Consider the following 19,862-nt stretch of genomic DNA (forward strand, 5'->3'; position numbering starts at 1 on the left):
GAACCTATTTATTTTATGGCAAAACAATCAAGCTTGCATTGCTCTTTTTGTGGCAGAAGTCGCGATGAAGTGAAGATCCTGATAGCAGGTCAGGAGGGGCATATATGCGAGAACTGTGTAGAACATGCACAGGAGATTATTGCGCAGGAGCTGCAGGTGAAAAGCGAACAGCAGTCTGCCCAGTATAACTTTTCCGTTAAGCGACCCGTTGAAATTAAACGCTATTTAGACCAGTACATTATAGGCCAGGACGAAGCCAAGAAAGTGCTTTCCGTGGCTGTATATAACCACTATAAGCGTATTACGCAAAAACAACAGCAGGATGAGGTTGAAATTGAAAAAAGCAACCTGATTATGGTAGGTGAAACCGGTACGGGTAAAACCCTGCTGGCTAAAACCGTAGCCAAACTGCTGAACGTACCTTTTGCTATTGTGGACGCAACCGTATTTACCGAAGCAGGTTATGTAGGCGAAGACGTAGAAAGCATGCTTACCCGCCTGTTGCAAAACTGTAACTACGAAGTAAGTGCTGCTGAAAAAGGGATTGTATATATTGACGAGATTGATAAAATTGCCCGTAAAGGCGATAACCCTTCTATTACACGCGATGTAAGTGGCGAAGGTGTGCAACAAGGCCTGCTGAAAATGCTGGAAGGTACCGAAGTACTGGTTCCACCACAGGGCGGCCGTAAGCACCCTGAGCAAAAAATGATTAAGCTGAACACCTCTAATATTCTGTTTATTTGCGGTGGTGCCTTTGACGGTATTGATAAAGTAATTGCCCGCAGGGTAAATACCAACGCAATCGGCTTTAGCGTAAATAAAGACCAGCAGGAGCTTCAGAAGAAAAACCTGTTACAGTTTATCAACGCACAGGATTTGAAATCTTTTGGTTTGATTCCGGAACTGCTGGGCCGTTTACCTGTGGTTACCCACCTGGAGCCACTGGATACAGAAACCCTGCGTTCAATTCTTACCGAGCCTAAAAACAGCCTGATTAAACAATACAGCCGTTTGTTTGAACTGGAAGGTATTAAGCTGAAAATAGAAACAGAAGTGCTGGACTTTATGGTAAACAAAGCCATGGAGTTTAAACTGGGCGCCCGCGGCCTTAGAAGCATTTGTGAGCATATTCTTACTGACGCTATGTTTGAAATGCCCGGCAGCGACGTTAAGGAACTGGTAGTTACCTTGCCTTATGCAGAAGCACAGTTTAACAAAAGCAAAATGGGCGTATTGAAAGTGGCGTAAGCTACTGATACAGCTTAAAGCATACTGAAAATGCCTGATTCTATAGAATCAGGCATTTTCTTTTACAGGCTGTGCGTGTAAAAATTTTACGGCCATGGTAGTACCCCTGCCGGGCTCGCTATCAATCAGTAATTCTGCATCATTTTTTATAATCAGGTCTTTCACCAGCATCAGCCCAAAACCACTCCCCTTTTCGTTGGAGGTGCCTTTGGAAGAGATGTACTGCCGGCTGTTAATCTTTTGCAGAATATCCGGCGTCATACCGATACCCGTGTCTTTAATCAGTATATAGGCATAATGCTCATCCGTAACGGAACTGATAATTATTTCACCACCGGTGGGCGTAAACTTAATAGCGTTGGTAAGCAGGTTACGGAAAATAATCTTCAGCATTTCCTTTTCCGCCTTCCATACCAGCTGCGTATCAATCCGGTTGATCATCTGTATCTGTTTGGCCTGGAGGGATACCCTTTGTTCCTCAATCAGCGAAGTAATTACTCGGAACATATTAATATCCGACCGCTCTATTTTCAGACCCTTCATCTGACCCCGAATCCAGAACAACAGGTTATCCAGCAGCGACAAACTGCGTACATACTGGTTTTCCAGCTGCTCCAGCAGTTCTTCTGTTTCCTGAGGGCTTACCAGTTTCAGGTTAATCAGGTCTAAAATGCTTTTGGTATTCACCAGCGGATGCCGCAGATCGTGCGATATAACCGACAGCAGTTTATCCTTCAGCTTATTATCCTCTTCCAGCTTCTGGTTCTGGCGCGATATGGCGCGGTTCAACTGATCCAGCGAAGCGGCATTCTTCTGAATAATGCCGTTCTTCTGCTTCAGCGCATCACTAAACATCTGCACCTTTTTATAGTTGAGATAAAAAGGAATAGCCATAACAATCAGCAGAATAAACAATACGCCTGCCAGCACCAGCAATGCCTTCTGGTTTTGCAGTATACGTTCTGCCTCCTGCATTTTTGCCAAAGCAGCTTCTTTCTCCTGCTCTAACCGGTTAACAGTTTGTTGCAGTGAATCCAGACGTGTTAATTCCCCTGTTTGTTTTTGTGCAGATATTGGACCAGCCGTCACAATACATAAAATCAGGGTAAGGAATAGAATAATTGGTTTCATCGACAGGGGCTATGCGCCTAAATTAATCAAACTATCGATTACATCCGGTATAAAATCTATTTTAATACCTCGCGTGCAATTACCACCTTCTGAATTTCAGAGGTTCCCTCACCTATGGTACACAGTTTGGCATCTCTGTAATGCTTCTCCACCGGAAAGTCTTTGGTGTATCCATAACCGCCAAATACCTGTACCGCTTCGTTGGCCACTTTTACTGCCACTTCACTGGCATAGTATTTAGCCATAGCCGCCTGTTTGGTCATAGGCTGTCCGGTGTTCTTAAGATGGCATGCCTGTAAGGTAAGCAAATCGGCTGCTTCAATTTCTGTTGCCATATCGGCCAGTTTAAAGCTGATGCCCTGGAAATGGCTGATGGGCTGCTCAAACTGATGCCGCTCCTGCGCATACTTCACCGCTGCTTCATAAGCGCCTTTGGCAATTCCCAATGATAAAGAGGCAATGGAAATGCGCCCACCATCCAGCACCTTCATAGCCTGGTGAAACCCATCTCCCACTTCGCCCAAACGGTTTTCATCAGAAATGCGGCAGTTATCCAGTATAATTTCTGCCGTTTCACTGGCGCGCATGCCCAGTTTATTTTCTTTTTTACCACCGCTAAAGCCGGGGGTACCCTTTTCTATTACAAAAGCAGTACTGTTATTTTTAGAACGTGGCTCGCCTGTACGGGCTATAATTACGGCTACATTACAGGAACGGCCATGGGTAATCCAGCACTTGGTACCATTCAATACCCAATCGTTACCGTCTTGTACCGCCACGCACTTCATATTACCCGCATCGCTGCCGGTAGAAGGCTCCGTAAGCGCCCAGGCGCCCAGGTGTTCGCCGGAAGCCAGCGCAGGCAGGTATTTCTGTTTCTGGGCTTCATTGCCAAAATAGAGTAAATGGCCTACACACAGCGAGTTATGCGCCGCTACGCTCAGGCCTACGGCCCCGCATACTTTGGCTATTTCTTCAATTACTACTTTATATTCATAATAACTCAACCCGCTGCCGCCGTATTTTTCAGGCACCAATACACCCATCATTCCCAGCTTTCCCAGTTCTTTAAACAGTGCTTCCGGAAAAATCTGAGCTTCATCCCATTCCATTACGTGCGGCAGAATATGTTGTTTTGCAAAGTCTCTGGCAGTTTGTTTCACCTGCTGGGTAATTTCATCTGGCTGGAAATTCATAACTAACAATTGTTAGGTTTAAAGATAATGGATTTATTTATTCGGCAATGAGATATGATTGAATCTGTTGAAAAACCTTTTCCCCAATTACTGGCTGTAGTGCTGCCAACGTAATAAAAGCCCCCTGCTTCCAGCGATGCGCAATAATGGTTTGCGCTATTTCTGTGTTCATGCCCGGCAACTCCCGCAGCTGAAATTCAGTAGCGGTATTTACATTCAGGCGAGGCATAGTAGCAGGGTTTAACACCAGATAAGGCTTTATTGCCTGGAAAACGCTGTCTTTAACACCATACGTACGGCCCACCTGTGCAATCTGGCGAAAGCCACCCAGCTTAGTACGAAAAGCAATAATCCGGCCACCGAGTACATCGCCAATACCGGGGAAGCGTATCCAATCTTCTATGGTTGCAGTATTAATATCTATACGGGCAAGCTTCTTACCGGTATGCGGGCCGTTAGCAGAAGCAGGTGTGGCATAAGGGCTATTGCCTGACTGGGCGGAGCTGTACCCTCCGTTACCCTGTGTATAGTATGCATTACCTGCGGAAGCAGATGCAGCGTAAGCAACTGACCTTCCCGACTGTTGGCCGCTCCCGTATTCAGGAATGCGGATATAGGGGATCAGTCTGTCCGCCTCTTCTGAATGCAGGCCGTATATCTTTCTCAGATCATCCGGGCGGTAAAACCTGCCTCCTTTTTCGCGGTAATGTTGAATGGTGCGGGCTACTTTTTCAGAAAGGCCCAGTCTGCGCCAGCCGGCAGCATCCAATGTATTGGGGTTAAAAGTAAAAAGGGATGCAGTGCCTGTTTCGCCTGCAGGCGTTTCCGCCAGTGATGCTGCCAGTATAATACTGTCAGAAGAGGTTTGCAATACTACCGTATCCAGCACCGGAGGTAATGAGGAAGAAGAGAAAAGCCGGGGCAGCAGCCAGAACAATGCGGTAATAGTGAGTAATACAATTAACGCAATCCGTTCTTTTTTGGAAAAACTGAGGTATTCTTTCCAGGTCTGTGTTTTCATATAGCTAAATATAAGCAATGTAACGCAGCCCTGGTAATAACATGGTTATACTTCTATTACCAGGCCGTCGTATGCCAGGCGTAAATGGGCAGGTAGTTGCTTTTCCACTGCTTCATGTTTGCCCAGCTGGTGGCTTATATGGGTAAAATACCCCTTAGGCACCTGCACTTCATTTACCAGTGCGGATGCTTCATCCAATGTAAAATGAGAAATATGGGGCTCGCTGCGGAGGGCGTTTACCACCATTACTTTAGAACCTTTAATCTTTTCTTTTTCAGTATCATCTACCCGGTTAGCATCGGTTATGTAGGTAAAATCGCCTATACGGTAGCCATATACGGGCATTTTATGGTGCCATACCAATATGGGTGTTACCGGAATGTCACCTATCTGAAAAGGGGTAAGATCTATTTCATGCACATTAACGTCAGGTATGCCGGGATATTTGTGTTCTTCAAAAACATAGGCAAACTCCCGCTTTAACTGCGCAATGGTCATGCTGTTGGCATATACGTCAATAGCTTTTGCCTGAAAGTAGTTGTAAGGGCGTATATCATCCAGCCCCGCCGTGTGGTCTTTATGCGGATGGGTATACAACAACGCGTCCAGCTTTTCATTATGAATGCGCAGCATCTGATACCGGAAATCGGGTGTGGTATCTACCACAAAAGAAGTGTTGGCACTTTCTACCAGAATGCTGCTCCGCAGCCTTTTATCTCTCGCATCGGCAGACGTACACACTTCGCAATGGCAGCCTATCATAGGTACGCCACTGCTGGTGCCTGTTCCTAAAAAAGTAATTCGAAGCGGTAGAGACATGTAGCTGGTTGTGTTTATTCCTTTTCTGATGGTGTTTCTTCTTCCGGTGCTGCTGGGGCTTCATCCGGTGCGCCTGCATCCTCTGTATCTGCTTCCTCTGCATTGCCTGCTTCCGATTCGCTCAGTAATTCGGCTGCACGCTTTTTCAGCGTCTCATACAGTTTCTGAGACTCGTGGGTTAAGCGATCATATTCTATATCCAGCTGAGGAATAATCTCCATCAGGGTATTAATACGGCCTTCTACGTTTAAAAACTTATTCAGTACTACCACCCGCTTTTGCTGTAGTAAACACCAGCCGCTCTGGAAGGTGCCTCTTTCATAGCGTACCACATAATCAGACTCGCCCAGTATACCTTGCAATTTGTCCAGGTTCGATTGTGTATACTTCATACGCTCAAAAGTAGAGAAAAATAAGAGTTTCTATTATTTACTTACCATTTTAATAACCGGCACAATCATCTCTTCCAGGCTTACACCGCCGTGCTGAAACGTGTTTTTATAGTAATTGGCGTAGTGGTTATAGTTATTGGGGTAACACAAAAAGCCATCTTCACGGGCAAAAATATAAGAGGAGTTTACGTTGGGTACCGGCAACCCGCCCAGCTTAGGATCGCGGAAAGCCAGTACTTCTTTGGCTTCGTAATTCAGGTTACGGCCATGTTTGTAACGCAGGTTGGTTGTGGTTTGCTTATCGCCCACCACCTTATAAGGTGTTTTTACCCTAACGCTGCCATGGTCAGTAGCCAGCACCAGGTTTATCTTTTTACCGGCAATCTTTTTCAGCGCCTGGTTTAAAGGGCTATGTTCAAACCAGCTGCGGGTAATACTGCGGTAACTGGTTTCATCGCCAGCCAGCTCTTTCAGCACCTCCATTTCGGTACGGGCATGGCTCAGCATATCCATAAAGTTGTAAATAATAATATTCAGATCGTTCTGTAGCAGGTTATGCACGTTGTTTACCAGTTGCTGCCCGTCTGCATGGTTTACCACTTTGGTATAACTGAATTTAACATCATCACGGCGCAGGCGTTTCAGCTGCCCCCTGAAAAACTCTTCCTCGTACATGTTCTTTCCGCCATCTTCATCGTCATTCTTCCACAAATCAGGAAAAGATTTTTCTATCTGTGCAGGCATCTGCCCGGCAAAAATGGCATTGCGGCTGTATTGGGTAGCGGTGGGTAAAATGCTGTAAAAGGTTTCTTCTTCCAGTATGCGGAAGTTTTCCATAAACAGTGGCTGAATGGCTTTCCACTGGTCAAACCGCAGGTTATCTATCAGTATAAAAAACACAGGTGTGCCTTTTTCCACATGTGGCAGTACCTTAAACTGAAACAGGTTATGGCTCATTACCGGCGCGTCGGCCGCAGGCTGTAGCCAGCTGAGATAGTTTTTGCTGATGAATTTAAAGAACTCTGTGTTGGCTTCCTGCTTCTGTGTCTGAAACACCTCCTGCATTTCGGGGCTGTCGCTTTTATCCATCTCCAGCTCCCAGTATACCAGCTTGCGGTAAATATCCATCCATTCGTTATAACCGGGATCGCTGTTCAGCGCCATAAACAGGTTGCGGAACTGCTGCTGGTAGGCGGTAGTGGTTTTTTCAGCCACCAGGCGTTTGTTATCCATTACCTTTTTCAAACTCAGCAATACCTGGTTGGGGTTTACCGGTTTAATCAGGTAATCGGTAATCTGGCTGCCAATGGCCTCATCCATCAGGTTCTCCGTTTCATTTTTGGTAATCAGTATTACCGGCACCTGCTGATTTATCTCTTTAATGCGTGATAAGGTTTCCAGCCCTGTAATGCCTGGCATGCTTTCATCCAGCAATACCACATCTACCGGGTTATCCCTTACAAAGTCTATGGCCTCAAATCCATTGGTTAATGTTTGTACGGTGTAGCCTTTGTTTTCCAGAAATATCTTTTGCGATTGCAGGCTTTCGATCTCATCATCAACCCAGAGAATAAATCCAAGTGCCATATGCAGGTCATTTAATGTTTATATTGCGGAGCGTCAACAAAGTACCAAAAACATGCCATCTACCAAGCGCAAAATCATTAATGACCCGGTTTATGGTTTTATTACCATCAACCACCCGCTGATATTTGATATTATTGCTCACCCTTACTATCAGCGTTTGCGCCGCATTCACCAGATGGCTATGGCGCACCTGGTATATCCGGGTGCTGTACATACCCGTTTGCACCACTCACTAGGTGCCTACCACCTTATGTGCCAGGCAGTAACAGAGCTGAGAAGCAAAGGGGCTGATATTTCTGATGAGGAAGATGTGGCGGTAAAAGCCGCTATTCTGCTGCACGATATCGGGCATGGCCCCTTTTCGCACGCACTGGAAAACCGGCTGGCGCCCGGCATTCATCACGAAGTGCTGAGCCTGGGCATTATGCACGAGTTGAACCGTTGCCTGGATGGCCGCTTAACACTGGCTATAGATATTTTTACCAATAAATACCACAAGCTCTTTCTGCACCAGCTCATCAGCAGCCAGCTGGATATGGACCGGATGGACTACCTTACCCGCGACAGCTTTTTTACCGGTGTAAGTGAGGGCGTTATCGGATACGACCGTATTCTGAAAATGCTGCTGGTACACAATAATGAACTGATGGTGGAAGAGAAAGGCATTTACAGCGTAGAAAAGTTTCTGATAGCCCGCCGCCAGATGTACTGGCAGGTGTATCTGCACAAAACGGTACTTTCGGCCGAAAAAATGCTGAAAAAGATTATTGAGCGCGCCAGAGACATCTACAGCACAGAAGATGCCTGTATACGCACGTATTCTGCCCTGGACTATTTTTTAAGCGGGGAGTTTGACGGTACCATCAACGCCCATTCCATGGAAGCGTTCTGTAGCATGGACGATGCGGATGTTACATTTGCCATTAAAAGATGGAGTAAACACCCGGATATTGCACTTAGTACGCTCTGTACCAGCCTGTTAAACCGTAAATTATTGAGATGCGTGATTCAGGGGGAACCTTTTGACGAAACAATTTTAACAAAACACAGGCAGGAAGTGGCTGCAAAATTGGAAATATCGGAAAACGATGCTTCCTATCTGGTTTTTGCCGGTGAAGCGGTAAATACCACCTATAATCCAGGGACAGAAGACATCAATATCTATTTTAAATCAGGCGCTGTAAAGAATATTTCGCAGGTTGATAACCCACTCATCCATCAAACTCTTTCTACGCCTGTTAAAAAATTCTATTTTTGCACCCTTGCTTAACTTAAATATATCAATAAGTTAAGAAAAGACCCGTTTCATTAAACAATCCGTTTGCACAAACAAGGAGTAGCAACCGGTTTGTGTATTAAAAGAGAAATTATGCAGTTCAGCGCAGCGCAAATAGCCATGCTTATTGATGGCCATGTGGAGGGTAACGGAGACGCTACCGTTAATTCGTTTGGGAAAATTGAAGAGGCTAAAGCCGGGCAACTGGCATTTCTGGCCAATCCAAAATATGAAGATTTTCTGTACACCACTTCCGCATCCATCATTATTATTAATGAAACGCAGGAATTAAAACAGCCTGTGCAGGCTACGCTTGTAAAAGTAAAAGACGCGTATACTGCGTTTGCAACACTGCTGCACAAATATCAGGAATTTATGACCCAGCAGCTGGCAGGCATACAGCAACCCAGCTACATAGCCCCTTCTGCCGAGGTGGGCGAAAACGTTTTCATTGCTGCATTTGCCTATGTGGGCGATAATGTGAAGGTGGGTAACAACGTAAAAATATTCCCGCACGTATACCTGGGCAGCAATGTTACCGTGGGTGATGGCACCATTCTGCACCCTGGCGTTAAAATATATCAGGAGTGCAAGGTGGGTAAAAACGTAATTATACATGCCGGCAGCATTATAGGCAGCGATGGCTTTGGCTTTGCGCCACAGGCCGATGGTACTTATAAAAAAGTACCGCAGATAGGCAATGTTATTATAGAAGACAACGTGGAAATAGGCTCAAACGCTACTATTGACCGTGCTACCATTGGTTCTACCCTTATTAAAAACGGTGCTAAGCTGGATAACCTTATTCAGATTGCGCATAACGTAGAAATAGGCAGCAACACCGTTATTGCCGCACAGGCGGGTGTAAGTGGCAGTACCAAAATAGGTAACAATGTAATGATTGGCGGCCAGGCAGGTATTGTAGGCCACCTGCAGATTGCCGATAATTCTAAAATCAACGCCCAGAGTGGTGTAACCAAATCTATTAAAACCAACAGCAGCCGCTCCGTTACCGGTACGCCTGCGCACGACTATACCAGCGCCCTGCGCAGCCAGGCACTGAGCCGTAACTTACCCGATATGGAAAAGCGGATTGCCGAGCTGGAAAAAATGATTCAGCAACTGGTGGACGAGCGGGAAAATGCATAAAAACCACCCATAAAACCTGTAACCCCTATTTTTGCGGCCTTTAAGGCTCTATAATTTATCTATATTCATGGACGTAAATTTCAATCCAGACAAGCAGCATACGCTGAAAGCTCCTGTAAGTATAAGCGGAACCGGCTTACATACCGGTTGCGTAGTTGATATGACGCTGACGCCGGCACATCCTGGTTTTGGTATACAGTTTCAGCGGATTGACCTGCCTAACCAACCTATTATTAAAGCGGATTGCGATCTGGTTACCGATACCAGCCGTGGCACTACCTTACAGGTAGGCGAAGCGCGTGTAAGTACCGTTGAACATATTCTGGCTGCACTGATAGGTACGGGTGTAGACAACGTGCTGATTGAACTGAACGGCCCTGAAATTCCTATTATGGATGGCAGCTCGCAGCCTTTTGTAGAGCTGATTGAAGAAACAGGTGTGCTGGAGCAGGAAGCTACCAAAGTATGGTACAGCATTGACGAAAACATTTACCATTACGATGAAGCCAAGCGTGTGGAAATGGTGGCTATGCCTGCGGTAGATTATCAGATTACCACCCTTATTGATTTTAACAGCCCTGTACTGGGTACCCAATATGCGCAACTGAAAAGCATGCGCAACTTTATACAGGATATTGCCCCCTGCCGCACCTTCAGCTTTTTACACGAACTGGAAATGCTGCTGGATCATAACCTGATTAAAGGTGGCGACATTAACAATGCCATTGTAATTGTTGACAAGCCTGTTACCGAGCAGGAAATGGCCAGACTGGCTAAAGCCTTTAACCGCGATAAAATTGAGGTAAAAACAGAAGGTTATCTGAATAACCTGGAACTGCGTTTCCCTAACGAACCGGCACGCCACAAACTGCTGGATGTAGTGGGCGATCTGGCACTGATTGGTTATCCAATTAAAGGCCGCATTATAGCCAACAGACCTGGCCACAGTTCTAACGTAGAGTTTGCGAAGAAGATTAAGCAATACATCAAAAAGAACAAGCACGTAAAAGATGTGCCTGTTTACGATGCTTCACAACCTCCGGTATATACACTGGAGCATATTGAAAAAACATTACCACACCGCTTTCCTTTTCTGCTGGTTGATAAGATTATTGAGTTAACCGATAAGCAGATTGTAGGCGTAAAGAATGTAACCTTTAACGAGTGGTTTTTTCAGGGTCACTTTCCCGGCAACCCGGTAATGCCAGGCGTATTACAGATTGAAGCGCTGGCGCAAACCGGCGGTTTACTGTGTATTAACGCTATGCCAGAAGGCAAATACAATACGTATTTTCTGAAAATAGACAACTGTAAGTTTAAGCAGATGGTAAAGCCAGGCGATACTATGTTGCTTAAAATGGAGTTGACTGCTCCTATACGCCGCGGCATCTGCGAAATGCACGGTACGGTGTATGTAGGTGGTAAAGTAGCTACAGAAGCTGATCTGGTAGCGCAGCTGGTAAAAAGAACCGATTAATTACTACAGGTAAGCATAATACAGGCCCGGCATTGCATGCCGGGCCTTTTTGTTATATTTATCTATGACTATGGACCACAACGATCGGATAGCCATACTGGAACAACAGGTTCAGCAACTGCAACAGCAGGTAAACGCGCTGCAACAGCAACTGAATGCCACAGAAGGCACTGCCCATTCCCGCCGTGCTCCATTCAAACGCCTGCAACCAGACAGTTCTTCCTTTCAACTGGAAAACTTTATTGGCCTTAACCTGATGCATGTGGTAGGCATTGTGGTATTGGTAATTGGTCTTTCATTGGGGGTAAAGTATGCTATAGATAAAGAACTGATAAGCGAGGCGGCACGTATTGCACTGGCTGCTGTGGCCGGGGGTATACTGTATGCACTATCGCTGTGGCTTAAAAAGAACTACGCCTCCTTCAGCGCCATCCTGTTCAGTGGCGCCATGGCTACGCTGTATTTTACCACTTATGCCGCCTGCGATTATTACTATCTGCTGCATATTACAGCAGCGTTTGTTATTATGGTGGCTATTACTGTATACACAGCTTTTAACGCCATTTCATATAACCGGCAGGAAATTGCCATACTGGGCATGACAGGTGCCTATGCCATCCCTTTTTTAATAAGCCGTAACCAACAGGCCGATCTGCTTTTTCTGGCTTATATATTCCTGATTAATGGCGGTATTACCTTTCTGGCCTTTACCAAAGCATGGCGGCCTATGAGCAGCCTGGCGTTGCTTATTACATGGGTATTGTTTATGGGATGGCTGTACCGTGGCATCAGCTATCAGCAGCAACCTATGGCGCTGGCCTTTATGGCGGGTTATTACCTGCTGTTTTGCGCCTCTCTGCTGGACCTGCCTTTTAAAAACCGCGCACCTGTAAGCAGTGAAATAAGCCTGCTGCTGGTAATACATAATTGCTGCCTGTATCTGGCATCGTATTTTATTTTCCGCTTTAGCGCTCCTGCTCAGGGCGCTTTTACCTATAGCAGCCTGGCGGTACAAATAAACCCCTTCACGGGCTTTTATACCCTGTTCTGCCTGGCGCTTGCGTGGATAGCAGAGCGCTTTTATAAACAGTCTGTACGCCTCAGCAAATACCTGGCAGTACAGGGTACCGGTTTGCTGGCGCTGTTTATATACCAGTACTGGATGGGCGTTACCGTTACCCTTTTATGGCTGGCGCTGGCCATAGTATTATTTATTGCAGGCCTGGCCGGTAAAAAAGAATGGCCGCGTATTGCGGCCATTACCCTGTTTGGATTAACGCTTTTTAAGCTGGTGGTATTTGATAGTACCCGTTTTACTTCGCTGCAAAAAACTTTATGTTATATACTTACCGGCATACTGCTGTTACTGGTGTCGTTCTTCTATCAAAAATTCAAACAGGTATTATTTCCTGGTAAAGAAGAACACCTGCACAACAACTCACCGGTTGATTAGCATAGCCCCGTGCAGGTACTGTTTTAGTTGATGTTAATGCTACCTCCCAGCAATCCACCAAAACCTACTCTTACCCCCCAGGTACCCTTTTGTCCGCTCAGGTAGCCATTCACCACATCTACCCGCAGCACTTTAAATATATTCTCCAGGCCTGCAAATATCTCTGTATAGTGGTTATTGCTGTTTACCCAAAAAGCATTTGCACCTGCCACCAGGTTCCAGTTCAGCTTTTTAAACAATGGAATTTTGTTGGTGAGTAATCCGTTGAAGTGATGCTCTGCATGCGCCTGCATGTAAAAAGAAGCCGTAGTGCTGTTGGCATAATACGGCGCCAGCTGAAAGCTGTTGAGGTACTGGCTGGCTAACACCAGTTGGTTGCCGTTAAAGTGCTGATAGTCCTGTATAGCTACTTTATTGGCATTCAAAAAGCCGCCCATGTTAAACCGGTATTTTAACAAGCCCAGTAATTTAAAGTTCATATCATCCCATACAGAAAAGCGCCATTTATCGTAATCTACATCACTGCCCAGTACACTGTTAATACCCTTGGTATAAGCCAGTGCCAGTACGGGATATTTAGAACCTATAGCTACTTTACGTTTAGGATACTGAATATATCGCTGCCCCGGCCGGTATTGCAGTTCTACAGAAGCTACTACAGCCTGGTGTTGCGTAAACTGCTGGCTCAATTGCTCAAAAGGATAGTTGGGCGTAAACTGCCGGTCTTTTTTAAAGAAGGAATAATCAGTGGTATTGTCTATCGGCAACCTGTTCTCGTACAACACAGACGCATCTATACGTATATCATTTTCCAGCCGCTTAATAAACCGTAGCGATGTAAAATAGTTCTCATAAATCTTCATGTAGTTGCGGTGTTCCAGCAATGTATAAATGCTGTTTAAAAGCGGGCTGATGGGTTCAGCCTTATTAAACTGGCTTACCCTTTTGCCCCCCGATAATACCCAGTAGTTTTTTGCCGTTTGCACATCACCTTCTGTTGCTTCGGAAAGGGTGGCATAAGTAAGGCTGGCCCACGGGTTCATATGCCTGTTATTAATGCCATAACGTACATGCGGCGTAAAAGACAGATACTTTTTCTGTGGCTTCCAGGTTTTACTAAGCGTAGCCTGAAAGTTGGTAACAATGCCTTCTACCGTATTATACTGCAACATTTTTAACGGGCCCGACCAGCTAAACCAGGTAGGGTGCTCCGGATGAAAGTCAGACCGGGAAAAGCCGCTATAGAACACCTTTGGCAACGTAATTTTTCCCTGGTGCTTACGTAGTGAGTCGCGCACTGTTTTGCTTCCGGCCGAATCGCGTTGCTGCTTATAAATACTGTCTTTCACTTTATAATCCCGTAACTCTTCCGGCTCCAGCTGCACGGGGCGTATAGAATCCCAGTACTCACGCGGATGTTTATTAACAGCCGTATCGTACGCCATCACCACCTTATTAAAATAGTTTTTAGGAAACACCGGCCGTATATCGTATTTATTGTACACGTTTAAAAATGTACCTACAGCATCAATACCCAATAGTTTAAAGGTGTAGTACACTGATTGGTTCTGGGTGCGCCATACATTGGCTGCACCGGCTATAGGTGCATGAATCTGTCGTATCTGTAACGTATCCATTAATTGCAGTTGCGATTCTTTGGTAAGCTGCAACTCCAGGCTGTGAATATGCCAGTCACCCTCGCTGATGTTAATGGTGCCCGTAAAAAGCGGTTCGTAGTTTCTGCGGGGCATTACTTTTATCTGCGTAATCTCCATACCATTTTCCCAGAAACTACCCAGGTATTTGTAGCGATAGTATTTTAAAGCTCCATCTGCAATGGGCGATACAAAGCCCCGTGGCGCAAACTGCGAGGTAATAACCGTAACATTGTTACTATAAAAATCTATAAACGTAGGAAAGTTGAAACCATAGCCACCGCCGCCGCTTTCGCGGCCGGATATCACCTCCAGCTTCATACGTTCCGGCGCTTTAAAGGCAATTTTAGTAAGCGATTCAGACAGGTATATAACACCCTTACCTGCCGAGTCCACGCCCATCTCCTGCTTATCTTTATCGTCTATTTTCTGGCCCAGTATTCTTTTAGGCAAACCACGTGTTTTGGCCAGCGTTTTAATGTATGCTTCACAGGTAAAAGAGTCCAGCGGTGTTTCATATTCCGGGCGTTTTTTAATGGCGTTTCTTATAATGGCGTACGCCGGGTCTTCTCCTCCTGATCTCACTATTACTTCATTCATTCTGGTTTCCTGCCGCTTCATTTTAAAAGTAACATCCAGTGGCGTATTGGTTACTGTAATGGCTTTTTCCTGCCGGGTAAAGCCTACAAACTGGCAGATAAGCGTATACGAACCAGCTGGCAGTTCCAGCTGAAATCTGCCCTCCGAATTGGCAGTAGTGCCCTTGCCACTGCCTTTAGCATTTAACGATGCATATGCCAGCGGATGGCCGCTTTCGTCGGTAACAATACCCCGCACAATAGTAGCATGGGCAGAAAAAGAGAGAATAGATAACAGAATAAGGTTGAAGAAGGCCTTCATCATAAGCTTTTTAGGCTACGAATATAGCTTTCCGCCGAAACCACAATCACAACAACCCGTTAATTATCCATCAACGGTAAAGTGCGGGTATTACAGGTAAGATTCTATTTTTTTGTACAGTAGTGTAAGGGTGGCTTTGTTGCTGGCCCGGCAGCGCGTCCAGGCATTCTGGTACGATCGGGTGGCACCGTCTTTCTCCCTGCCTTCATTGGTGCGCTTGATTTCCTCTGCAATCTTCTTCATCCATTTATCAGTATAAGCAGGAGAAACAAGCGGGTTATCTGCCCCCAGAAACTCAATCAGAAAATCAGGTTTAAACTCCAGGAACTCCTTACAGCCTTTGCCCAGGGTTTCTGTCCAGGCCGGAATGCTTTTTTCCGCCATTTTGGTTACTACCAGAATATAAAAAGGTCGCAGTTCATTGTTTTTGGTACGCAGACTATCTAATGCAGCCAGAATGTTCAGTTCGTCAGAAGGCTTTAGCTTACCGTTGTAGTAGTCCAGTATTACTTTGGGAATTTCCTTACTGGCCAGATAGTCTTTTATATTACCGGGTGCCTGTGCTTTAACAGCGGAAGCGGGTAAACATAATATGCCGGAGAAAACACAAATAAGAACAATAAAACGCAGGAAGGTGAAAGGCATCATTATCTTTTAAGGGTTTCCAGTGTGCTCCGCTATCTGTTCGGACAAAACAAATCTAGTAAAAACGTCCTAAACGCCAAAAAGCCGGGAAGGAATCCCCGGCTTTTCTCCCTTATCCAGGGGTTTTTATTCAGAACGCAGTGTTTTAACCGGCTTTACCACTGCTGCCCGTACAGATTGATAGCTCATAGTAAGCAAAGCAATTACCAGTGCAATACCTGCTGCGCCCAGCAACCACCAGATGCTGATGTTTACCCGGTAAGCAAAATCCTGTAACCAATGGTGCATGGCCCACCAGGCAAGCGGCGAGGCTATGAGAATGGCAATAGCCACCAGTTTAATAAAATCAAAGGAAATAAGTTGTACAATACCTGCTACAGAAGCACCCAGCACTTTGCGTATGCCTATTTCTTTTACCCGCTGCCAGGCAGTAAGGGTAGACAGGCCAAACAAACCCAGACAGCTAACCACAATACAAATAGCTGTAGCCACATTTACAATTTTACCAGTGGTGGCTTCCGATTCATACATTTCCTTTACACTGTCATCGTAAAACTTATAATCAAACGGTGTTTCCGGATAATGCTTCTTCCATACGGCTTCGATTTTAGCCAGTTGTTGCTGCCATTGTTGCGGCTGGCCGCTGAGGCGGATATTAAAAGCAGACAATTCACTTTTGCTCGTAAGCATAGCGGTAGGTTCAATTTTCAGGTGAAAGCCAGCGGTATGAAAATCTTTCACCACCCCTACTATAGGCAGCTTTTTATCATCGTTAGCAATTACATACTGCCCCACTGCCGCAGCAGGGGAGGCAAAGCCAAAAGCCTTTACTGCCGTTTCGTTCAGCACCACTTCCTTCAGCGTATCTGAAGGCGCCAGGTTACGCCCAGCCAGCAACGGAATTTTGTATAACCCAAGCATAGCGGTATCGCCAAACTTAAAATACATCATCACGTCCTTTTTATTCCCTGCTGCATCAATGTATTGATACATATCGCTGTTAAAACTGGTGTTCATAGGTGCCTGCCCCATGGCAACAGCTTCCACACCGGGCAACTGTTTTATATCATGCTGTACCAGAAAATGCCGGTTTTCATATTTGGGCGAGAACCTTATTTGCCAGGGTACATAAGCAAGCACCACCGCATCCTTATTAAAGCCCGTATCGGCATGCAGCAGATAATGCAGCTGCTTTCCTACAATTACCGCCCCCACAATAAACAACTGCGCCACCGCAAACTGAAATACAATCAGGCTTTTGCGCAATACCAGCCCCCGTTTTCCTGTTTGTCCGGCATCTTTACCCCGCATCATATTCACCGCCTCTACACGGGTAATCAGCCAGCCGGGATACATGCCTGCCAGTAAGGTTACAGCCACTACCAGCACTAGCAGAAACAAAGCAATACCCAGGTAATTGGTATACAAATTCATTCCCCCGGGCATAATATTGCTAAACACGCTGGTGGCTATACGGGCCAGAAAAAAGGATACGCCCACAGCCAGCAGGGTAATAGCCAGTGTTTCCAGCAAAAACGGACTTATTAATTGCCAGCGGCCGCTGCCCAGCGTACGGCGAATGCCTATTTCTCTGGAGCGCTGAGGTACCTGTGCAGTAGTAAGGTTTACATAGTTAATACAGGCAAGTACCAGTAAAAAAGCAGCAATACCTATTAAACCATATAACACTTTTCTGTTGGCTTTATGTATTACATTCTCCCCATATTCATTGGTAAAATGAACCGCTTTCATGGGCAGCAGCTTGTGCCAGCGTTCGTAATGGTACTTCAGCATCTCTTCCCTGGCCGGTGCTGCCGACATAATATTGATAGCCGCAGTTAACTTTTCTATATCTGTATGCGGCTTCACACGCACGTATAAAGCCCGTTGAGAACTTACGCCAGTCCAGTTATCGCTGGCCAGCGCCTGGGCAGACAAAGCAAATATTTCGTTCCACGGAAAGCTCGATGGAAAATCAAGGTCTGCAACCACCCCTGTTACCTTAACCGGAATAGTATCATTGTATACAATCGTTTTTCCCATTACCGCTGCAGGCTGTACACCGGGAAAATACTTTTCTGCCCTACTTCGGGTAAGTATTACCTGGTTGGGCCCGTTCAGCGCCTGGGCAGCATTGCCCGCCAGCCATTTATAGGGTACCAGATTAAAGTAAGCAACGATGGTAGATATCTGATCTTCCGGGCTATCAAACCGCCTTACCGTACCTGCTTCTGTAGTGCTTACCCCTGCAACAGTCTGCCACCTGTTCCATACAGGAATTACTTCAGCTACGCCCGGCATCTGCTCTTTTATAGCATTGGGCAATGGCTCCGGCACGCCTGCGTTGCCCGATTCTTTATCATCAAACTTAAACCGGCTTACTACCCGGTACACCTGTTCGCTGCCAGGTATTTTATTGTCAAAACTAAACTCGTAACTAACAATGCTGTAAATAACCCAGCAGGCACTGATGCCTACTGCCAGCCCTACAATATTGAGCAGGGTAAACAGCCGGTTTTTCCACAAATACCGGAGCATGATTGTAAAGCTATAGTTTGCCACAACAGTTACTTTTAGATAGAAATGATGCTTAGCTACACAATCATTCTGCCAGCAGCTAAACAGGCTTAAAAACAGACGATTGCGCCCTTCGGCAGCAGAATAACTGTTCAGTTCTGAACATGGGGTGTTCAGAAACGGACACTATAGTAAGGCAGTAATATGTAAGGGGGTATTAAAAAGCCTCACCCAGTTGCAGGTAAAAGCCCTGGTCTTTTTTATTGGTAAACCCGTAGTCGAGGCGCAGGTTCAGTTTATCTTTTTTGCTCAAAGCAAAGCGGATACCAGCCCCGTAAGCCAGTTTCAGATCTTTAAAATCGTAGTCCATCGCACGGCGGGCCACATCGCCAGCACCGCCAAAGGCCACAAACCCAAACGGGCCGTATACCGGTACACGCCATTCAGCCTGTAAAGCCAGCAATTGTTTATCGCGGTAGCGACCGGCGTAGTACCCCCGCATTAAACTGCTGCCACCCAGCGCAGCCAGGCTTCTCAGCGGTATTTCATCGCCCAGGTTCATAAAATTATACAACTGCACCGCCAGTACCTGCTTGCGGGTAACGGGAATGTACTGCCGCACATCCTGTATAATATTGGTATACGTATAGTCAGAGCCCACTGCCGGGTGGTAGTACTTGGCAATCATCTGTAAAAAAGTGCCTTTATTGGGCGAAAAAGCATCGCTACGGCTGTCGTAGGTAATACTGCCGCCAAAGCCCGAAATCAGATATCCCTTTCTGCCGGCCACCTGCTGCTTATCAAACAGGCCACTGCTTTTATACTCCACACCCATTACCTTTTGCATTTCATATACGGCACCGGCAAACAAGCCTTTTTTCAGCTTGCGCATGCCATGCAGGTATACATAATACTGTTTAAACTGGTAAGGCTCTTCCAGCGAGTCGGGCGCGTGCTGGCCTATGCCCCAGAACTTATCAGGAAAATAACTGTAGGAAAGCTGATGGTTAAGAATGTATTTTTCGTTGGGGAAATAAATAGTACCATTAATTACGGTAAGCAGCTGTTTATTCAGCGAGTACATGGCCAGTGCTTCAATATTAGAAACGCGGGCAACTGTATCCTTTCTGTCTATCCGGAACAGGGCACAAGCCACGCCGCCAAACATCCAGCCGGTTTCTACCGAACGGGCCACTACCGGAAAGGCAAGCAGCTTTTTATAAGCGGGGGGTGTAGCAGCACTGTCAAGCTGCGCAAAGGCAGGCAGGATTATGACAAGCAGTGCAACAGCCATTAACAGCAGTCTCACTTTCAAACTAAAATTGGATTTGGACTGCAATAATAAGAATGTTGTCCCGTTAATACACCCGCCTGTCCTGAAAACCACCTTAAA

15 protein-coding genes are annotated in these 19,862 nt (G+C 45.9%); 5 read left to right on the forward strand and 10 right to left on the reverse strand.

Annotation, left to right across the window (positions count from 1 at the left end):
* The first annotated feature begins 15 nt into the window (after positions 1 to 15).
* Positions 16 to 1,251 (forward strand): ATP-dependent Clp protease ATP-binding subunit ClpX, encoded by a 1,236-nt coding sequence (gene clpX / locus IEY13_RS21435; RefSeq protein ID WP_188956065.1) that lies wholly within the window; start codon positions 16 to 18, stop codon positions 1,249 to 1,251.
* A gap of 48 nt (positions 1,252 to 1,299) precedes the next feature.
* On the opposite strand, the gene IEY13_RS21440 is transcribed toward clpX, so the two are convergent.
* The 6 genes from IEY13_RS21440 to porX are packed head-to-tail and all read right to left on the reverse strand — an operon-like array spanning position 1,300 to position 7,397.
* A complete protein-coding gene (locus IEY13_RS21440) occupies positions 1,300 to 2,382 on the reverse strand; it encodes a sensor histidine kinase (RefSeq protein ID WP_188956067.1) in 1,083 nt (360 codons plus the stop codon).
* Between the two features lie 56 nt (positions 2,383 to 2,438).
* Positions 2,439 to 3,578, reverse strand: a complete 1,140-nt coding sequence (locus tag IEY13_RS21445) for an acyl-CoA dehydrogenase family protein (protein WP_188956069.1) — start codon at positions 3,576 to 3,578, stop codon at positions 2,439 to 2,441.
* Between the two features lie 37 nt (positions 3,579 to 3,615).
* Positions 3,616 to 4,599: a ComEA family DNA-binding protein gene (locus IEY13_RS21450; protein WP_188956071.1), complete on the reverse strand. Its 984-nt coding sequence runs from the start codon at positions 4,597 to 4,599 to the stop codon at positions 3,616 to 3,618.
* Positions 4,600 to 4,644: 45 nt separating this feature from the next.
* Positions 4,645 to 5,418 carry an MBL fold metallo-hydrolase gene (locus IEY13_RS21455; protein ID WP_188956073.1) on the reverse strand — a complete coding sequence of 258 codons (774 nt, stop codon included), beginning with the start codon at positions 5,416 to 5,418 and terminating at the stop codon, positions 4,645 to 4,647.
* Positions 5,419 to 5,432: 14 nt separating this feature from the next.
* On the reverse strand, positions 5,433 to 5,810 hold the full coding sequence (locus IEY13_RS21460) for a hypothetical protein (RefSeq protein ID WP_188956075.1): 378 nt from the start codon (positions 5,808 to 5,810) through the stop codon (positions 5,433 to 5,435).
* Between the two features lie 33 nt (positions 5,811 to 5,843).
* Positions 5,844 to 7,397, reverse strand: coding sequence for a T9SS response regulator signal transducer PorX (gene porX / locus IEY13_RS21465; protein ID WP_188956077.1), 1,554 nt, complete (start codon positions 7,395 to 7,397; stop codon positions 5,844 to 5,846).
* A gap of 52 nt (positions 7,398 to 7,449) precedes the next feature.
* Between porX and IEY13_RS21470 the strand changes: the two genes are divergently transcribed.
* The 4 genes from IEY13_RS21470 (at position 7,450) to IEY13_RS21485 (ending at position 12,752) form a co-directional block, all read left to right on the forward strand.
* Positions 7,450 to 8,667, forward strand: a complete 1,218-nt coding sequence (locus IEY13_RS21470) for an HD domain-containing protein (RefSeq protein ID WP_188956079.1) — start codon at positions 7,450 to 7,452, stop codon at positions 8,665 to 8,667.
* Between the two features lie 99 nt (positions 8,668 to 8,766).
* The gene (gene lpxD, locus IEY13_RS21475) at positions 8,767 to 9,822 is read left to right on the forward strand and encodes a UDP-3-O-(3-hydroxymyristoyl)glucosamine N-acyltransferase (RefSeq protein ID WP_188956081.1); all 1,056 of its coding nucleotides are present in this window, start codon (positions 8,767 to 8,769) and stop codon (positions 9,820 to 9,822) included.
* Between the two features lie 67 nt (positions 9,823 to 9,889).
* Positions 9,890 to 11,299 (forward strand): bifunctional UDP-3-O-[3-hydroxymyristoyl] N-acetylglucosamine deacetylase/3-hydroxyacyl-ACP dehydratase, encoded by a 1,410-nt coding sequence (locus IEY13_RS21480; protein WP_188956083.1) that lies wholly within the window; start codon positions 9,890 to 9,892, stop codon positions 11,297 to 11,299.
* A 64-nt stretch (positions 11,300 to 11,363) separates the two neighbouring features.
* The gene (locus IEY13_RS21485; RefSeq protein WP_188956085.1) at positions 11,364 to 12,752 is read left to right on the forward strand and encodes a DUF2339 domain-containing protein; all 1,389 of its coding nucleotides are present in this window, start codon (positions 11,364 to 11,366) and stop codon (positions 12,750 to 12,752) included.
* 23 nt (positions 12,753 to 12,775) lie between these two features.
* On the opposite strand, the gene IEY13_RS21490 is transcribed toward IEY13_RS21485, so the two are convergent.
* From IEY13_RS21490 to IEY13_RS21505, 4 genes are all read right to left on the reverse strand, one after another.
* On the reverse strand, positions 12,776 to 15,310 hold the full coding sequence (locus tag IEY13_RS21490) for a DUF5686 and carboxypeptidase regulatory-like domain-containing protein (protein WP_188956087.1): 2,535 nt from the start codon (positions 15,308 to 15,310) through the stop codon (positions 12,776 to 12,778).
* Positions 15,311 to 15,397: 87 nt separating this feature from the next.
* Positions 15,398 to 15,955 (reverse strand): hypothetical protein, encoded by a 558-nt coding sequence (locus tag IEY13_RS21495; protein WP_188956089.1) that lies wholly within the window; start codon positions 15,953 to 15,955, stop codon positions 15,398 to 15,400.
* Positions 15,956 to 16,078: 123 nt separating this feature from the next.
* Positions 16,079 to 18,490 (reverse strand): ABC transporter permease, encoded by a 2,412-nt coding sequence (locus tag IEY13_RS21500; protein WP_188956091.1) that lies wholly within the window; start codon positions 18,488 to 18,490, stop codon positions 16,079 to 16,081.
* A gap of 196 nt (positions 18,491 to 18,686) precedes the next feature.
* The gene (locus tag IEY13_RS21505; protein WP_229687990.1) at positions 18,687 to 19,778 is read right to left on the reverse strand and encodes a BamA/TamA family outer membrane protein; all 1,092 of its coding nucleotides are present in this window, start codon (positions 19,776 to 19,778) and stop codon (positions 18,687 to 18,689) included.
* Positions 19,779 to 19,862 lie beyond the last annotated feature (84 nt).

Origin of the sequence: Filimonas zeae (assembly GCF_014641615.1) — a bacterium.
Lineage (GTDB): Bacteria > Bacteroidota > Bacteroidia > Chitinophagales > Chitinophagaceae > Filimonas > Filimonas zeae.

What these genes read in the sequence shown, in the direction of transcription:
- IEY13_RS21485 (WP_188956085.1), top strand. Translation starts at nt 11,364, where the DNA reads ATGACTATGGACCACAACGATCGGATAGCCATACTGGAACAACAGGTT.
- IEY13_RS21480 (WP_188956083.1), top strand. Translation starts at nt 9,890, where the DNA reads ATGGACGTAAATTTCAATCCAGACAAGCAGCATACGCTGAAAGCTCCT.
- IEY13_RS21460 (WP_188956075.1), bottom strand. Translation starts at nt 5,810, where the DNA reads ATGAAGTATACACAATCGAACCTGGACAAATTGCAAGGTATACTGGGC.
- porX (WP_188956077.1), bottom strand. Translation starts at nt 7,397, where the DNA reads ATGGCACTTGGATTTATTCTCTGGGTTGATGATGAGATCGAAAGCCTG.
- IEY13_RS21490 (WP_188956087.1), bottom strand. Translation starts at nt 15,310, where the DNA reads ATGATGAAGGCCTTCTTCAACCTTATTCTGTTATCTATTCTCTCTTTT.
- lpxD (WP_188956081.1), top strand. Translation starts at nt 8,767, where the DNA reads ATGCAGTTCAGCGCAGCGCAAATAGCCATGCTTATTGATGGCCATGTG.
- IEY13_RS21445 (WP_188956069.1), bottom strand. Translation starts at nt 3,578, where the DNA reads ATGAATTTCCAGCCAGATGAAATTACCCAGCAGGTGAAACAAACTGCC.
- clpX (WP_188956065.1), top strand. Translation starts at nt 16, where the DNA reads ATGGCAAAACAATCAAGCTTGCATTGCTCTTTTTGTGGCAGAAGTCGC.
- IEY13_RS21495 (WP_188956089.1), bottom strand. Translation starts at nt 15,955, where the DNA reads ATGATGCCTTTCACCTTCCTGCGTTTTATTGTTCTTATTTGTGTTTTC.
- IEY13_RS21450 (WP_188956071.1), bottom strand. Translation starts at nt 4,599, where the DNA reads ATGAAAACACAGACCTGGAAAGAATACCTCAGTTTTTCCAAAAAAGAA.
- IEY13_RS21455 (WP_188956073.1), bottom strand. Translation starts at nt 5,418, where the DNA reads ATGTCTCTACCGCTTCGAATTACTTTTTTAGGAACAGGCACCAGCAGT.
- IEY13_RS21470 (WP_188956079.1), top strand. Translation starts at nt 7,450, where the DNA reads ATGCCATCTACCAAGCGCAAAATCATTAATGACCCGGTTTATGGTTTT.
- IEY13_RS21500 (WP_188956091.1), bottom strand. Translation starts at nt 18,490, where the DNA reads ATGCTCCGGTATTTGTGGAAAAACCGGCTGTTTACCCTGCTCAATATT.
- IEY13_RS21440 (WP_188956067.1), bottom strand. Translation starts at nt 2,382, where the DNA reads ATGAAACCAATTATTCTATTCCTTACCCTGATTTTATGTATTGTGACG.